The organism is Caulobacter sp., assembly GCF_039596335.1.
Taxonomy (GTDB): Bacteria; Pseudomonadota; Alphaproteobacteria; order Caulobacterales; family Caulobacteraceae; genus Caulobacter.
Window position 1 is genome coordinate 432,305 of record NZ_JBCNJZ010000005.1, and the last position, 15,134, is coordinate 447,438.

Here is a 15,134-nt window from a genome sequence, read left to right on the forward strand (position 1 = left end):
ATCGGTATTAGCCCTGCACTATCGGGTCAGTGCAATTGAGGAAATCTCCTCAGGTCGCGGATGAAGCGTGGCTGGCCAGTGTTCGAGGGACTTTCTGTTCCCTTGGCCGCTCCGAACATCACGCTTGCGCGCAAATCCGCAGCGATCGCGCACTAGACCCGCCAGCGATCGATCGTGGGCGCTTCACCGCCTGCGGGTCGATCCGCACCCCTCCATTTCCGGCGCCTGAAACTGCGTCGATGGCGCACGGGCCATCGACGCGGCCGACTAGCGCGACCACGCTTCGGGCTTTTGTTGGGGAGCTTCGGCTTGGGCCGAGACCGAGATGAGTTCGAGCGGACAATCGAGGCGCTGCGCCAGCGCTTGATTTCTGCCGGCCCTCTGCAGGGCGCGCCGCTCCTGATCAATTTGCTGGCCGCCGACCTTGGGGTCAGCCAGACGCCCGTGCGCGAAGCGTTGGCCTGGCTGGCTGGCGAAGGCCTGATCGGCCGTACGCGCAGCGGTTATGTCGGCGCGGCCTACGACGCCGATGAACTGGCCCAATGCTACGAGTTGGCGCTGCTGCTCGTCCTTGCCGCCCATCGGCGTACGCCGTCCGGCGCTGTCATATTGCCCGATCGCGTCGAGGCCCACGATGTAATGGCTCGGATCATCGAGCGCGGCGGAAATCGAGCCTTCCAGACGGCCTTTGCGCGGGTGTGGACGGCAGTCGCGCCGTTGGCGGCCGACGAAGCCGCTATCTGCGGCGACGCGTTGGAAGAGGGGGAGCGCCTGGCGGTGGCCCAAGGGCATGGCGACCAAGCCTTCGTTCGGGCGGTGCGTCGCTACTACGGCCGGCGCATTGAACGCAGCGCCGAGATCCTGGCCCACGGCCTGCTGCGATATCCGCGAATATAGCGTTGTCTATACTCAACCAAAGGCGCCCGATGGTGACACCGCAACTCGCGGTGACAAACGCCAGAAGGAGGCGACCATGACCACCACCATCCGCCTGATCCGTCTCGGGGACGCCAAGAAGCTGACCCAGGGCGGCGGCCCGCCGATCCTGCCCGAGGAAGTCGGCGCGCCGCGCTACGCCCCGCTCTGAACGGGGTGCGGCGCGGGTCGCCGGAGACGGCCCGCGCCGCATCGTTCCTGGCCCGATCGCGTGACCGTGCCAGGGGTCTCGTCAACTTTCGAAGAAGGAGCACGCCATGGCCGTGCGCTTCCAACTGATCAGCCTGGGGTGCGCCCACGCCCTGACCCAGGCCGGGAACGGCACCATTCTGCCGGAGGACTTCACCACCCTCCGCTGGATGTGATCGACGAAGCGGGCCGCCCTCCGCGACGGCCCGCGATGTCCTGACACCGACTTCCTTAGATGCGGAATGGAGACGTCACATGACGAAGACCTACCAACTGATCCCCATGGGGTCTGCCAGTCGGATGACCCAAAGCCACGGTGTCCTTTATCCGGAGGACATCGCGCCAAACCTTCGTTTCAACCTCTAGCGGACGTTCTCCGCAGCCGTCTGAAATATAGGTTTGAATATAGGTGAACGGAGCGGCCTCCTTGGAGGGCCGCAACTTCTGCGGCAGCTCGACCAAGGAGTTTGCCAATGACGTTCACGTTCGTCCTCACCCGCGTGGGCAAGGCTTCTGCCCTGACCCAGTCGGCCGGTGGAACGCTCTTCCTCGAAGACAACATGCTCTTCAAGTACGACCCGATCTGACCGTGCGGGCCGTCGCCGGGGCGTCCGGCGGCCCTTTATCCTTCTCATCAGTCCGCGAGGTCCGTCATGCAGCTTCGCCTTGGCGAAGACATCCACGCCGTGATGATCGACGGCGACGCCGTCTTCCTCGACGTCCGCGCCGACGCTTACTTCTGTCTTCCGGGCGTCGGGTCTGTGCTGTCTCTGCAGGGCGGGGCGCTGTCGACAACCGAACCCACCTTGGCCGATGGCCTGGGCGCCTCGGGTCTGGCGACGCAGGATCTGGTAATGCCGCCGCGCCAGCCGCCGCCCGCCACCCCAGCGCGAACCGCTCGAGCCCTCATCGCCGGGCGTGATCTCCCGGCGCTTCGACCAGGTTTGCGCCACGTCCGCGCGCTGACAAAGGCGGCGCTGGCAGCCGCGCGAGGCCGCCGTCAGCCCTTCGCTCGGCTGCTGCCTGGCCACCACGCGCCCGCGCCTTCGCCGAGCGACGCGCTGCTCGCTGACCTTGTCGTCTTTCGACGCACCGTGCCTTGGCTTCCGTTGGATGGCCTTTGCCTCTATCGCAGCCACCTCCTGCGCACCTACCTGACGACCCTGGGCCATCGGGTCGACTGGATGTTCGGCGTCCGCACCTGGCCGTTCCGGGCGCATTGCTGGCTTCAAGCAGGGGATGTGGCCCTGGACGATGAAGCCGAGCGCGTCTCGGCCTATCATCCGATCATGGTGCGCTGAGATGGCCTATCTGGTGCTCGTTCACGAACCTGGTCAGCCTGGCATCGTCTTCTCGGCCATGGTCGGCGACCTGGTTGCCCGCGGGTGGGCGATCGCGTCGCAAGCCTTCGCCCTTGCGGTCCTGGTGCAAGGCGCCGCACCGCCGGTGACGCCGCTGAACGGCGCCGCCGGCCTCGGCGGGGTCATGATCGGTCAGGCCTTCCGCCGCTCCGATGGACCCTCGGTGGCGCTGGCGGCAGCCGATCTGGCCGGGCTTGTTGATCAGGATCCCGAGGATGTCTGCGCTCGGCTAATCGAGGAAGCGTGGGGCGGCTACGTGGCCGTGCTTGCGCGCGACCGGCGCGTGCCACCGACCGTGCTCCGAGATCCGACCGGTTTCGTCGAAGCCTTCCTCTGGAGCCGCGACGGGGTCACCTTGATTGGTTCGACGATCCCCGAAGGACTCGCCGCGCCGAGTGACCTGGCGTTGGATTGGGAGCGGATCGCTGACGTCCTCGCTGACCCCGCTCGCAGCGGTGGCGCGCCTCCCCTAGTGGGGATCGTCGACGTTGGGCCCGGCAGCTGCCGGTGGGGAGCGCAAGGGCGGCAGTCACGTACCCTTTGGTCTCCCGCCAAGTTTGCGGGCGGCAGGCGCCAGTGGCCGAGCCGCGCGGACCTGCGATCCTGCGTCGACGCCACGATCGCCACCCTTGCCAACGGCGCCGACAAGATCGTCTGTGAAATCTCCGGCGGCTTGGACAGCGCCATCGTCGCCACGGGTCTGACCGCGGTGGGCCGGCGCGCCGATCGCGCCATCAATTTCTATCGTGACCAGGCGGAAGCCGACGAGCGCGTCTACGCCCAGGCGGCCGCGGAACGGGCCGGCGTGCCCCTGGAAACCGTGCGGCGCGATCCGTTCGCCTTGGATGCGCAAGCCTTCGCTCGCAGCGCTGCTTCCGTGCGGCCCAACTTCAACGCCCTTGATCCGGGCTATGACGCGGCGCTTACCCAAGCGCTCGAGCAGGCCGGCGCGGATGTCCTCTTTACCGGTCATGGGGGCGATGTTGTCTTCCTGCAGGTTGGCGCCGCAAGCCTGGCGTCCGATCTCCTGTCGGGGGCTCCTTGCGAAGGCTCGCGGGCGCGCCGCCTGGCCGAGGTCGCCCGGCGCACGCGTCGGTCGGTCTGGAGCCTTGGGCTGGAGGCCCTGCAGAGGCGCCCGGGACGTCTGTCTCCAGAGTCGCTGGTCGCGCCGTCCGGGATTTTCAAGCGCGCCAAACCCGAGCGCAAACATCCCTGGATGGTCGAAGCCACCCGTCACACGGCGGCCAAGCAAGCCCAAATCCTCGGCCTGGTCACCAGCCTGACCTTGAATGGGGCGACAGGACGGGCCGAGCGGGCGCGTTTGGCTCACCCCCTGTTGAGCCAGCCCGTGATCGAACTGTGCCTGGCGATACCCGCAACAGTACTGAGCGCGGGCGAAACAGAGCGCAGCTTCGCGCGGGAAGCGTTCGCGGATCGGCTGCCGGCTTCGATCATCGAGCGCCGCTCGAAGGGCGACATCAGCGTCTTCTTCGGGCGCAGCCTGGCGGCCAGTATCGGCTTTCTGCGGCCGTTCCTGTTGGATGGGCGCTTGGCGGCCGAGGGGCTGATCGACCGTGAGCGGCTCGATGCGGCGCTCACAGTCGATGCGATGGTGTGGAAGGACGCAACCGTCGAGATCTTGGCCGCCGCGACCCTTGAGGCCTGGATCGGCCATTGGGAGGGGAGGATCGCGGCGGCCCGTCGTCAGGGCGCTGAGGGGCGCGCGCCTGCGACGGTTTCAGGGCCGCCGAAGGCGTCCTCCAGGAAGGCGAAGGCGCGCCGATAGAGATCGCGGACGTTTCCGGGATTGATCGGCACATGCTGTTCGCCGCGATAGACGACCAGCTGGGCGTCCTTGCCTTCGCGGAAGAGGGCCGAGAACATTCCCTGAGCCTGGTGGATCCCGAAATCGAGATCCCCGAACAGCAGCAGCACCGGCGCCGAGATCTTGCCGGCTTGGAAACGGGGGCTGTTGGCTATGTACAGGTCGGGTGCGTCCTGCGGTTTCGCGCCCATACGGCCTTGTCCCGCCTCGGTGAAGGCGGCCCAGGTGCCAACATTTATGGTGATCTCGGGGATCGCCAGGGTATTGAGCCTCTGGGTGTTGTGGACGCCGAAGAGGTCGGTGAGAGGGGCTGAGGCGATCAACGCCTTGAAGCGCGCCGACTCCGAGCCCGCCAGCAGGGCGCCGTAGCCGCCATAGCTGTTGCCCCAGATCGCCAGCTTGCTCGCCGAAAGGCCTGGCTGCTGACGCCGGGCGGCGTCGACGGCCAGAAGCATCGCTTCAGCAAGGCGCGGCGCGGGCGGTTCGTCCATCGCCATGGGCAGGCTGGGCGCCAGGACCGCATATCCCTTCGCGACCATCAGCTGGACGCTGGTCTCGAAGTGCAGGGCGCCGGGCTTGTAGATGAACGGCGGCGCGTCGTAGCGCGACCCGGGGTAGGGCACGATGACCAGGCCGCGATCATCGGACGCCTTGTGGCCCCGCGGAAGGTAGAGCCATGAGGTCAGGGCCTCGCCATGGATGCCGGTATGCGGCACGGCGATGGCTTCGGCGAATGCGATCTCGCCCAATGGCTCATTGATCGCCGAGACCTGGACTGATGGCGCTGTTGAGCGCAGCAAGTTCACACGCGTGACGCCGTGGAGATCCTTGGACGCTGCGACGACGGCGCCAGAGCGCGGCGCCACGGCCAGGACGTCTTGTTCCGGATCGACGGCGGCGGCTGGCAGACTCGCACCGTCCATCCCCAGGCGGCGCGATAGCGATCCGCGCGCGTCGAGGAAGGACGACGGCTGGGTCCCGACCAGGACCTGGCCCGGAGACAGTCGGGCCTGCGACGGGGCCACCAGGCGAGGCTTGCCTTGGCTCGTGACCCGAAAAACACCCGAAGCGGTCCGTACCAGGACGCTGTCGGGCGCGATCGCCATCGCTCTACCGAGCGGCGCATCAAGGCTGGCGGTCAGGTTGACGGGTTTGTCCCCGAGGCTCCACCAGTCCGTGCGGCTCCCGGAACTGGGTCGGGCCAAGACAACCGGGTGACCGCCGAGCCAAGCGACTTGCCCCTGTGGGCGGACCATCAGCTCTCGCATGGGCTCTTCAACCACAAGGTCCGGCGAGAGGGCCTTGGCGGACCCCGCCAGGGTGAAGCGCCAGTAGCGGAACGGCGCGCCATAGCGACCTTCATCGCGCGCGCCAGCGGCCAAGACCTTGCCGTCCGGCGACCAGGCCCAGGCGTGATGCAGCAGGTCGCATCGCGGGCAGGGCAGGGTCTTCTTGCCAGTCGCCAAGTCGACCAGGGCAAGACGACGCCAGCGCGCGGGCTGGCCGCCGAACGCCTTCGGAACCGAAGCGTCGATCTGCACTAGCTCGGCGTCTTCGATCATCGCGGCCGTCGCCCCATCCGGTGACAGCAGCATGTCGGCGAAGGCGCCATTAGCCAGAGGGCGCACGGCGCCGGTCTCCACATCGAAGGCGACCAAGTTCAGCGCCGGCGGCGACGGCGTCAGATCGCGATAGCGACCGCTGCCGAAGACCACGCCCGTGTAGAGCCCCTGCCGGTGATCGGCCCAGGCCGCGGTGAGGCGATCCTGGGTTTGCCAGCCGGCGCCGAGCAGCATCGAGGCGACCTCAGGCGGCTTGTCGATGACGATGAGCTCGCGGTCGCTGCGCCAGCGCGCGGTGGCCGTCCAGTATTCCGGCTCAACGGTAAGGCCCGACCAGCGGACCGCGCCGGTGGCCAGCGTGACCACACCCAGTTCGCGCCGCCGATCCTTCAGCCGGAACACCAGGACCCGTGAGCCGTCCGGTGAGAACGCCCCGAAGGTGTCGCCGGCCTGCGGATCGGTCGGTAGCAACGGCTTTGGCGGGCCACCTGTCTTCAGGTCCATAACCAACAGCCGCATGACCGATTGCGGGTGAAGGAATTCATGATCGAAGCTGGGCGCGTCCTTGAACGGGCCTTGTCGCTCCAGAACGAGCCATCGCTCGTCCGGGGAGAAGGCGACCCGCCCAAGGTCTTCAAGGCTCAGAAGGTCTTCGACCGTGAAAAGACGTTCGGCGTGGGCGGGCGTAAAGCCAAGCGCACAGGCGAGCGTCAGCGCTGCGAAAGTTCGCATCGTTGTCTCCGTGATCATTTTGGAGTGGGAGGCGGGGCCTACCAGGCCTTCGTCAGTTGCAGCGCCACGACCCGGCCGGAGGGATCGTAGTTGGCCGGGTCGTACCCGACGCCGGCTGGGGAGTCGTAGAACGGCGGGTCGCTGTCGAAGAGGTTTTGGACGGTCAGCGCGAGCGAAAGGCCCTTGAGAGGTCCCGAGACGGCCGAAGGTCTGTACTCGACCTGGAGGTCGGCGGTGGTCTGAGACGGGATCCGCACGCCTGCGGCCGTGTGGAGGTCACCGACATGGTTGAGGATGGTGGTGACGTTGTAGGCGCCGTGGGTCCACGTCGCTGATACACGCCCGCGCAGGTCAGCGGGATATTCGGCCATCCCCGCCAGCTCCACGCCCTTGGCAACGGCCGTGATCCGGCGCTCATACGACATCAGCCACGACAGGTTGCCGGTGATCACGAGCGGATCGCCCCGAACGCTCAGCCCGTACGAGCCGGTAAGATCAAGGCCGCGCACTTTGAAGTCGCCCGTGTTGACATAGCGCGCGTCCGCGATCGCGCCGTAGGCTTCGGGCGCATAGAGAGAGGCGGTCGAAGCGGTCGCGCCTTTCAGCAGATCCTTGACCAGCGCCAGTTCGGCCGGATTGGTCGCTGGGCTGATGAACTGCCGAAAGGGCGCGAGGTCCGGGGCGGTCAGCACGGTCGACAGATTATTGATCGCCGGCTGGCCGATACGGCCCTTGAATTCAGTGTTCCAAAGGGTGGCGTTGATGCGGACCTGGGGGAGGGCGGCAGGGGCGTATTCGAGCCCGGTCGTCCACGACTTGGCGGTCTCGGGCGCCAGGTTGGGGTTGCCGCCGTAGCGAAGCAAGGTCAGCACCGTGCCGCTCGCGCCCGCGCTGATATTGACTGGCGTCACGCGCTGCGGATCGGTGATCTCGCCGAGCGACGGCGCGCGGAAAGACTCGCCGTAGGTCGCTTTCAGGCTCCAATCGGAGACCGGCGACCACAGCAGCCCAAGCTTGGGCACCGTGCTGGTCGCGCCGCCCTGATAGTGTTCGCGCCGCACCGCCATCGACAGGTCGAGCCGTTCAAGGCCTGGGCGACGGTTGTCGGGTCCAAACAGGGGAACGCGGCCCTCGGCGAAAAGCGCGCTGACCGTCCGATCGCCGTACCGAGAAAAGTTCGGTATGGGCGTCACGCTTGACGCGGCCGAGAGGCCGATCGTCTTGAGGTTTTCTTCGCGCAGCTGTGCGCCGACGGCTAAACGCACCGCGCCGGCCGGCAGGCGAAACAGCGTACCGTCCGCCATCACGCTGGCGGTGTCCAACCGGCCCACCGTGCGACGCGTCTCCCAGCCTGACGTCACGAAGTCCAGGACCGCCTGCTTGTTGCGGCCGGCGCCAATGAACGGATTGAAATAGCCGTCTCGCGGGGCGTTGTAGGCGGTCGCGGGATTGTCCGGGGTGTTGCCCAGCGCCTCGTTGAGGAACGTCGAGTTGAGCATCGTCGTGTAGCGGCTGGTCCCCAGCTCTTCGGCGTGCAGCACGTAGGCGTCCAGCCGCCAGTCGTGCGGCAGACGCACCTTCGCGCCGAATGACAGGCCGCGGCTCTGCACTTCGCCGACGCTCTTCAAGCCAGTCGTTTCATTGAGGAAGGAATAGGCCACGTAGTGGCTGGCCGACCCGTTGGGCGAAACGAAGTAGGGATTGTTGCGGCCCACCGTCAGCGTCGTCTGGGGTGCGATCGAATAGTCGTAGTAGCGGCGGTCGCTGTAGCGAGCGTCTGCCGTGAGTGTCACGAACGCGCCGGCCTCCTGGCTCGCGGCGACATAGAGACTACCCCTTTCCTGTGTCGGCAGAAGGCTCATCGGCTTGCGCCAGTTGGCCAGGTTCTTCCCAGGAATGAAGTCGCTTGGGCGCAGGTTCGTCCCGTCCTGTCCCGCCGGCACGGCGTAGGCCGGGGTGAACGCGAAGGTTACGGGATCAACGCCAAGGATCGTGGCCGGTTGGCTGAAGTAGAGCCGATGGTCTGTTCCGCCCAGGGATCGCAGGTCAGCGTCTGCGGTGTAGGCGCGCGATGACGCCATCAGCATGTTGCGCCGTTGATACTCGCCGCTCAGTAGGATCGAGCCGTTGCTCCAGCCGCGACCGAAAGTATGGGCGATCTGGCGTTGGCCAAGATCGCCGCGCGTCGAGCCGCCAATGCGGGCGCGGGTCTCCGATCCCTCGTAGCGCTCGCGCATCACCACATTGACGACGCCACCGACCGCGTCGGAGCCGTAGAGCGCTGAGGCCCCGTCCAGCAGGACTTCGATGCGCGCCACGGCCGCCAGCGGGATCGACGAAATATCGGCGAAGTCGCCCATCAAGCCCGCGCCGGCCATGCGGCGGCCGTTGATCAAGACGAGCGTCGCATCGGCGCCCAGGCCCCGCAGGTTGATCGCGGTGGCGCGATTGCCATTGGTGGTAGTCGGGTCCGAAGACGTCGTCCCGGTGTCGTCGCTGGTGGTGCCGCCGAACGCCTGCGGCACGGCTGTGAGAGCATCAGCCACGGTCGCGTAGCCGCCGCGATCGATCTCGGCGCGATCGAGCACGATGACCGGCGAAGCCCCCTGTTTGACACCCCGAATGTGCGAGCCGACCACGATCTCGGAAAGTTCAGTGACGGCGTCAGGGGACTGAGCAGCTTCGATCCGGGGCGCGGCAGCCGCAGGCGCTTGACGCGGTGAAGCCTCAACACGGGGCACCTGAGGACGCGGAGCCGTGGACACAGGCAGGCGCGTCGCGCGCAGGATCAGCACGCCCGGCTTTGCCGTATCGACCTCTATGCCCGAGCCAGCGAGGAGCTGATCAAGCGCTTCATAGGCGCTGTAGCGCCCTTCGAGCTTGGCCGCGCGCTTGCCGACTACGAGATCGCGGGAGAAAAGGATTCGGACCTGCGATTGAGCGGCGAGGCTGAGTATGGCCGCATCTAAAGGACCCGCGCTGATCTTCAGATTTGTCTGCGCCTGAGCCGGATCGCCCGCCCAGGCGGGCGCCGTCATCACCATCGCCGCCGCGCTGCCCAGCAGCAGTTCCTGAAACCTTCCCATTGACCGTCCCCCAGGCTGACGTGCGCCATCTTGGCGAGGCGCTCTTGCCGTCAGCGGTGAGAAGGGGACGCGCACTCAGGGGGGCTCGGGTAGTTAGCTCATGAAAAAATTATGACGTCACGACGCGCCGCCCGCGGCGCTCAGGACGATGTCGCCATTGGGACGGGGTCTCGACGTCAATCCGTAGAGCAGCGAGGCCGCCGCGATGAACTCGTCGGTGTCGCCGGCCTTGAACGCGCCGTTGACGACCAGCTGACGAGGCGCGGACGCGTCCAGAACGATCTTGATTTTGGTGTAGCGATTGAGCTCATCGACCGCGCCGGCCAGAGTTTCGTTGTGGAACGTGAGGGTTCCTGTGCGCCAGCTGGTGGCTGCGGCGACGTCGACAGCTATCGGGTGCGGCTTACTTGCCTGCGCGCCAAGAACAAGGCCCTGACCAGGCGAGAGGGTCCATTCGCCCTGCTGAGCCTTTCCCTCGTTGATCGCGACGCGGCCCTGCGCAAGCACAACACGGACCTGGGTGGCAGTCTTTCGGACGTCGAACTGCGTTCCGACCGCGCGTACCGACGCGGGGCCAGCCGCGACCACAAACGGACGCGCGGTATCATGAGCGACCTCAAAGTAGGCTTGGCCGCGTAGAAGCTCGACCCGCCGAGCGCCTTTCGAAAAGCGGACGCGCAGCTTGCTGTCGGTGTTCAGGCGAACTTCCGAGCCGTCATCGAGACGTAAGCTGGAAATCTCGCCCACGCGCGTGGTGTAGGATTCTGCCCAGAATGGCTCGAACGCCAAGGCGAACCCGCCAACCACAGCGGCGAACGCCAATCCGCCGCCCCAAACACGCCAATCCCCAGCGAATTTGGCCCCGCGCGCTTCTGGCGGCCGTTCCAAGGCTTCACGCGCCGCTGCGCGCATCGCCGGATCGTCGCGCATGCGTCGTACAGCGCGGCTGATGTCTTCGATCTGGTTGTACGCGGCCAGATTGTCGGGATCGCGGCTCCAGCGCTGGAACCGCGTGAGCTCTTCGGTCTCGATCGGCGTGCGGCTCATCCGCGCGTACCAGTCCGCGGCCTCGAGATCCCTTTGCTCGGTCGTCGGTTGCGCAGCGGTCATGACGGCGGATTCGTCTCGCGCAACGCCTGGCGCGTCAGGGCCAGCGCCTCGCGCATACGATGATGGACCGTTGTCACCGGAATGTTCCGGAGCTGCGCGACATCGGCATAGGACAGGCCTTCGACGTGGGTCAGAAGGAAAACATCGCGCAACTTAGACGGCAGGGCCAGCACGATTCGACGAAGGTTGATTTCGTCCTCCTGCTGCGCGAGTTCCGCCGCCTCTGCCAAAGCCTTGGCGCTCTCATCCTGTCCGACTTCGCGCCGGGTTTTGCGAAACCAGTCTCGCGCCAGGTTGTCGGCGATCTCCATGAGGAACGCCTTCGGATGTTGGATCCTGCCGGCAACCTCATACGGAGCAGCGCGAAGATAGGTGTCTTGGGTCAGATCGTCGGCGAGCACGGCGCCATAGCGCTTTCGAAGCTTGTCGCGCAGCCAGCGGTCATGGCGACGGCAGAGGCGTTCCAGCGCAGCGTTAAGTTCGGCCAAGTTCGGTGTGGGGGGAAGCGAACCGTCCACGAGGGTAATTCCAACCAGAAATTGCCCCACAGATTCCTACGGCCGAAGCAACAAGGGAAGTATGAAAACGGCGAAATCATACATTCGACGATCTGTGTGTCCGTTCGGCCCTGCCTGACCATCCGACATCAAGTGGCGCAGGTGTCCAAAACGTATGGCGAGTTTGGAAGAGCAGTTCGGCGACCTCGTGCGACACCATCGCGAGCAGCTTGGACTGTCGCAGCAGGATCTTGGCGACCTGGTCGATCGAACCGCCGTTACCATTGGCCGAATTGAGCGCGGCGAGTCTTCGCCGCTGTTCGAGTCTCTTTCGGTGTTTGCTGCCGCATTGAAAGTTGAGGTTCGCGATCTTTTCGGCCTGGGTGAGTACGCCGCGAAGGAAGGGCGCGAGGATCCGCTCGTCAGACTTATCTCGCGACTGTCACCTTTGGGACCAGACGAGCTTGAGTTCGTCGATGAGATCGTTGCGGCAGCCCTGAAGCTGAGACGCTCTGCATAGCTGTCGGAGTAGGCGCACTGATCGTGCGCACACACCGCTGGAGAGTTGCGTCCTTCGGTCAATCTGTTGCGTGAAAACACGCAATGAACAGTTCTCCAGGCTCTGAGCGTCGCGTTCTTTAAGGCCAAGCTGTGCGTGCCGGTGACGCTTCTGGCGCCATGCGTCCATGGCAGCGCCCACGCATCCTGCGGGATCGGGACGGCCGCCCGGTGGTGGCGCCGGAGGCGGTTGGCGCGCGCGGCTGACGCTTAGTGTCCCCGATTTGGCGTGGGAGTTCTTGCGGCGCAACGCCGACTACGCAGCGGAGTATGCCAGGGTCGCGACACGGCCGGTCCAGATTGATCCACGATGGGGACTTCGCTTCGGCGCTGACCCGACAGTTGCGGCACCGGAGGCGGAGGTGATCTGGCGCGCCGAGGCTGCGCCCGGCCTCGTGGTCCCATTCGAGGAGGATCGGTCGGCGGTGCGCACCGGGCGGCGCTCGTGGCATCCGTGCAGCGCGGGCCGGCGCGCGGATGATGGGCTGCATGTCCGCCTACCCGAAGGGCTTCAGTTGCAGTATCGCGGCCGCGCGCGGCCCGATGGCCCGCTGCTGGTGGTGCTGGGTTTCGACCAGGACTTCGGCCTGCGGGTACGCGCCGTCGAGCGGTTGAACCGCGCGGTTGTGGGCCTGGCCGCGCCGCCTTCTCATTTGACGTCGGCGCATCGCGAGCGCTTGGCCCGCTGTCTGACGGCTCTGGACGGCGCTTTAACCGGCGAGACCTACCGCGACATCGCGCAATCGATCTTCGGAGCAGTCACCGTCGAGCGTGAGGCCTGGCGAACCAGCTCCGTTCGAGCGGCGACCATCCGCCTGGTCAAGGCAGGCCGAGACCTGATGTCGGGTGGCTACTTGAAGCTCTTGCGGGGCGGTCTCTGAGGGGGTGACGAAATTGGCGCCCCCCATCTTCGTCATCCACCCTGAGCCTCCTGTCGCCTCAGCGTATCCAGACGACGCCGGACTTATCCACGCGTCGCCGAGGATACGTCATGAGCAACAATCCTTCCGATCCGCAGCGGCACCTGAAAACCGCTGAAGCCGCGCGCTACTTGGGGCTCTCCGACCGCACGCTGGAGAAGCACCGGTCATACGGAACCGGGCCCATCTATCGCAAGATCGGTGGTCGCGTCGTCTACACGCTGGAGGACCTCCAGGCGTGGTCGGAGCGCGGCGCGCGGCGCTCGACCACCGATCCGGACGCGCAGTTCGTGTCGCCCGCCAAACCCGCGCCGGCACCTGGAGCGGGATCCCGGCTCCAGCATGCTGATGGCCGCAAGTGATGAACACCCAGGTCGACCTCCTTTGGCTCGATGGCCAGATCGAGCGCTGGATCCGCTTCGGGAAGGTCGCCGCCGAGCGGATCGTCGACCGACGCAATCGCATCGTCGAGTTCGCAGCCGGCTCGGTCTTCGCGTTCGTGCGGTGGCGGGCGGGCGAGTACGGAACCGTCGAGTCCCGCATCGCCATCTTGCGGGCCGTCACGCCGGGCGAGGCGTTCACCACCTATCCCTGCGTCGCGCCGGGCGCTGAAATCCTGCTCAGCCTTAGCGGCTGGGCCAGGGTTCAATCAGTCCTGGAGGCTGTCGACGGTGTCGAAAAGATCGGGGTGGCGCCGGCCCTGGCCGCGCCGGATTACTGGCGTCACGTCGGCGCTCGGATCGGCGTTGGGCTCGCGCCCAGGCCGTACGATCGCGCCCGCCACCGCGCCTGGCTTCTGCGCCGGAGACTTGGGCGATGAGCGGCGGCGCGTCTCGGTACTTGCTCGCCGGCGGGGTTAGCTGCCTGCTCTTGGCCTTTGGCGGCCTGGTGCAGCCGACCAAACGCTTGGTCCTCAATACGACGGCCAGCGCGCCCTTGGGCTTCTACTGGCTTGCCGGCCAAGAGCCAGTTGTCGGTGATCTGGCGCTTGTTCGTCCGCCGCCGCCTTTGGCGCGCTGGATGGCGATGCGCGGCTACTTGCCGATGAACGTGCCGCTGATCAAGCGCGTGGCCGCCGTCACGGGTCAGATCGTTTGCGGTGACCACGGTCGCGTTCTGATAGACGGCCAGGCGGTCGCCAAGGTCCTGACCCATGACGGTCTACGCAGACCGTTGCAGGGAATCCGCGGCTGTCGGCGAGTAGGAGAGGGGGAGGTTTTTCTCCTCAACAGCGACGCGCCTCACAGCCTCGACGGTCGATATTTCGGCCCGCTGCCGCGCCAAGCCGTGATGGGACGGCTTTATCCGATCTGGACATGGGGGCGCTGAAGTGACGCTGCCCAATCTCCTTTCCTTGTTCGGCCGTCTTGCGTCGCCTTTCCTCGTCCCGGCCAAGACCGCGTCAGCGGTCGCGCGCAGGCGCGGTCAAGGGCGGCCGGATGGCCGGCGCGCCTTGCGCGCTTCCCTTGACGGCGACGAGCACTGCCGCACGCTTCTTGTGGTCGGGTCGAGAGCAAAGATTTCGCGTGCTCTGCGCGCGTCCGCCGTCGCCAGCGTGCTGGCGATCTCTCTGGCTTTTGGTCGAGCGGAGGCGGTTCAGGCGCAGCCTCTTGGGGCCGAACAGCCCGAGATTGGGCTCCACGTGGCCGAAGCGTCGCGCCGATCGGGCCTTCCGGAGAGCTGGATCCGGGCCGTCGCTTGGGTCGAGAGTGGCGGCGCGGCGGAGGCGATCTCGCCCAAGGGGGCGATGGGCATGATGCAGATCATGCCTGCAACCTGGCGCGAGCTGCGGGTAGATCTCGGGCTTGGAAGCGACCCGTTCGACCAGCGCGACAACCTCGTGGCCGGGGCTGTCTACCTGCGTCGCATGTTCGATCGCTACGGCGAGGATGGGTTTCTGGCCGCCTACAATGCTGGCCCTGCGCGCTACCAAGCGTTCCTCGACGGCAGAAAAAGTCTGCCGCCGGAGACCATTGCTTACATCGCGCGCGTGCGGGCGAGGGTGGGCAGGATGGCGTCGGTGCAATGGCCCGACCGCGCGCCCAATTTTGTCGGATGGCGTGCTTCGGGTCTGTTCGTGAGCGGCGCTCTCGCAGCTTCGAAGGTTCAGGCCGGGCCTCTCGAAGAGCCTCTGTTTCCTCCGATCACATCGCAGGCAGGCCGATGAAGCCGGGCTTGCTGATGATGGGGAAAGTCGCCGGAAGAGGACGGGTTTGGTCTGATTGGCTGCTCGTAAGCGTCCGGCCGCTGCACGTCGGTCAGGTGTTGACGTGATTTCCGCTCTTCCAGGCCCAAGGCAGCAGCTCGTCGAGGCGGTTGATGGGGTGGCCATCGACCATGCGCTCCAGCACATCGCGC

13 protein-coding genes are annotated in these 15,134 nt (G+C 66.3%); 9 read left to right on the top strand and 4 right to left on the bottom strand.

Translation table 11 applies throughout. The annotated features are described in order from the left end of the window. Positions 1–309: 309 nt before the first annotated feature. The 3 genes from ABDW31_RS13380 to ABDW31_RS13390 all read left to right on the top strand — a co-directional run bounded on the left by ABDW31_RS13380 (position 310) and on the right by ABDW31_RS13390 (position 4,272). Positions 310–897: a GntR family transcriptional regulator gene (locus tag ABDW31_RS13380; protein ID WP_343698922.1), complete on the top strand. Its 588-nt coding sequence runs from the start codon at positions 310–312 to the stop codon at positions 895–897. Positions 898–1,778: 881 nt separating this feature from the next. Continuing rightward, a complete protein-coding gene (locus ABDW31_RS13385) occupies positions 1,779–2,426 on the top strand; it encodes a lasso peptide biosynthesis B2 protein (protein WP_343698923.1) in 648 nt (215 codons plus the stop codon). Between the two features lies 1 nt (position 2,427). Continuing rightward, positions 2,428–4,272: an asparagine synthase C-terminal domain-containing protein gene (locus ABDW31_RS13390; protein WP_343698924.1), complete on the top strand. Its 1,845-nt coding sequence runs from the start codon at positions 2,428–2,430 to the stop codon at positions 4,270–4,272. Here the strand turns inward: ABDW31_RS13390 and ABDW31_RS13395 are convergent. The 4 genes from ABDW31_RS13395 to ABDW31_RS13410 all read right to left on the bottom strand — a co-directional run bounded on the left by ABDW31_RS13395 (position 4,191) and on the right by ABDW31_RS13410 (position 11,319). Continuing rightward, positions 4,191–6,605: a prolyl oligopeptidase family serine peptidase gene (locus tag ABDW31_RS13395; protein ID WP_343698925.1), complete on the bottom strand. Its 2,415-nt coding sequence runs from the start codon at positions 6,603–6,605 to the stop codon at positions 4,191–4,193. The genes ABDW31_RS13390 and ABDW31_RS13395 overlap by 82 nt on opposite strands. Positions 6,606–6,643: 38 nt before the next feature. Continuing rightward, on the bottom strand, positions 6,644–9,691 hold the full coding sequence (locus tag ABDW31_RS13400) for a TonB-dependent receptor (RefSeq protein WP_343698926.1): 3,048 nt from the start codon (positions 9,689–9,691) through the stop codon (positions 6,644–6,646). A 117-nt stretch (positions 9,692–9,808) separates the two neighbouring features. After that, positions 9,809–10,801: a FecR family protein gene (locus tag ABDW31_RS13405; protein WP_343698927.1), complete on the bottom strand. Its 993-nt coding sequence runs from the start codon at positions 10,799–10,801 to the stop codon at positions 9,809–9,811. After that, positions 10,798–11,319 (bottom strand): RNA polymerase sigma factor, encoded by a 522-nt coding sequence (locus ABDW31_RS13410; RefSeq protein ID WP_343698928.1) that lies wholly within the window; start codon positions 11,317–11,319, stop codon positions 10,798–10,800. The genes ABDW31_RS13405 and ABDW31_RS13410 overlap by 4 nt, the downstream gene beginning before the upstream one ends. A 163-nt stretch (positions 11,320–11,482) precedes the next feature. Between ABDW31_RS13410 and ABDW31_RS13415 the strand changes: the two genes are divergently transcribed. The 6 genes from ABDW31_RS13415 (at position 11,483) to ABDW31_RS13440 (ending at position 14,943) form a co-directional block, all read left to right on the top strand. After that, entirely contained in the window at positions 11,483–11,818 is a 336-nt protein-coding gene (locus tag ABDW31_RS13415) for a helix-turn-helix transcriptional regulator (RefSeq protein WP_343698929.1), read from the top strand. A gap of 400 nt (positions 11,819–12,218) precedes the next feature. Beyond that, positions 12,219–12,737 carry a DUF2285 domain-containing protein gene (locus ABDW31_RS13420; protein WP_343698930.1) on the top strand — a complete coding sequence of 173 codons (519 nt, stop codon included), beginning with the start codon at positions 12,219–12,221 and terminating at the stop codon, positions 12,735–12,737. A 110-nt stretch (positions 12,738–12,847) separates the two neighbouring features. After that, complete coding sequence (locus ABDW31_RS13425) at positions 12,848–13,138, top strand: helix-turn-helix domain-containing protein (RefSeq protein ID WP_343698931.1); 291 nt, start codon at positions 12,848–12,850, stop codon at positions 13,136–13,138. Further along, positions 13,138–13,596 (top strand): DUF2840 domain-containing protein, encoded by a 459-nt coding sequence (locus tag ABDW31_RS13430; RefSeq protein ID WP_343698932.1) that lies wholly within the window; start codon positions 13,138–13,140, stop codon positions 13,594–13,596. The genes ABDW31_RS13425 and ABDW31_RS13430 overlap by 1 nt, the downstream gene beginning before the upstream one ends. Next, positions 13,593–14,105, top strand: coding sequence for a S26 family signal peptidase (locus ABDW31_RS13435; RefSeq protein WP_343698933.1), 513 nt, complete (start codon positions 13,593–13,595; stop codon positions 14,103–14,105). The genes ABDW31_RS13430 and ABDW31_RS13435 overlap by 4 nt, the downstream gene beginning before the upstream one ends. A gap of 1 nt (position 14,106) precedes the next feature. Next, positions 14,107–14,943 carry a lytic transglycosylase domain-containing protein gene (locus ABDW31_RS13440; protein WP_343698934.1) on the top strand — a complete coding sequence of 279 codons (837 nt, stop codon included), beginning with the start codon at positions 14,107–14,109 and terminating at the stop codon, positions 14,941–14,943. The last annotated feature ends 191 nt before the right edge of the window (positions 14,944–15,134 follow it).

Excerpts from the sequence above, each read along its gene's own strand:
- ABDW31_RS13385 (WP_343698923.1), top strand. The coding sequence starts at position 1,779 with ATGCAGCTTCGCCTTGGCGAAGACATCCACGCCGTGATGATCGACGGC.
- ABDW31_RS13390 (WP_343698924.1), top strand. The coding sequence starts at position 2,428 with ATGGCCTATCTGGTGCTCGTTCACGAACCTGGTCAGCCTGGCATCGTC.
- ABDW31_RS13430 (WP_343698932.1), top strand. The coding sequence starts at position 13,138 with ATGAACACCCAGGTCGACCTCCTTTGGCTCGATGGCCAGATCGAGCGC.
- ABDW31_RS13400 (WP_343698926.1), bottom strand. The coding sequence starts at position 9,691 with ATGGGAAGGTTTCAGGAACTGCTGCTGGGCAGCGCGGCGGCGATGGTG.
- ABDW31_RS13435 (WP_343698933.1), top strand. The coding sequence starts at position 13,593 with ATGAGCGGCGGCGCGTCTCGGTACTTGCTCGCCGGCGGGGTTAGCTGC.
- ABDW31_RS13395 (WP_343698925.1), bottom strand. The coding sequence starts at position 6,605 with ATGCGAACTTTCGCAGCGCTGACGCTCGCCTGTGCGCTTGGCTTTACG.
- ABDW31_RS13425 (WP_343698931.1), top strand. The coding sequence starts at position 12,848 with ATGAGCAACAATCCTTCCGATCCGCAGCGGCACCTGAAAACCGCTGAA.
- ABDW31_RS13405 (WP_343698927.1), bottom strand. The coding sequence starts at position 10,801 with ATGACCGCTGCGCAACCGACGACCGAGCAAAGGGATCTCGAGGCCGCG.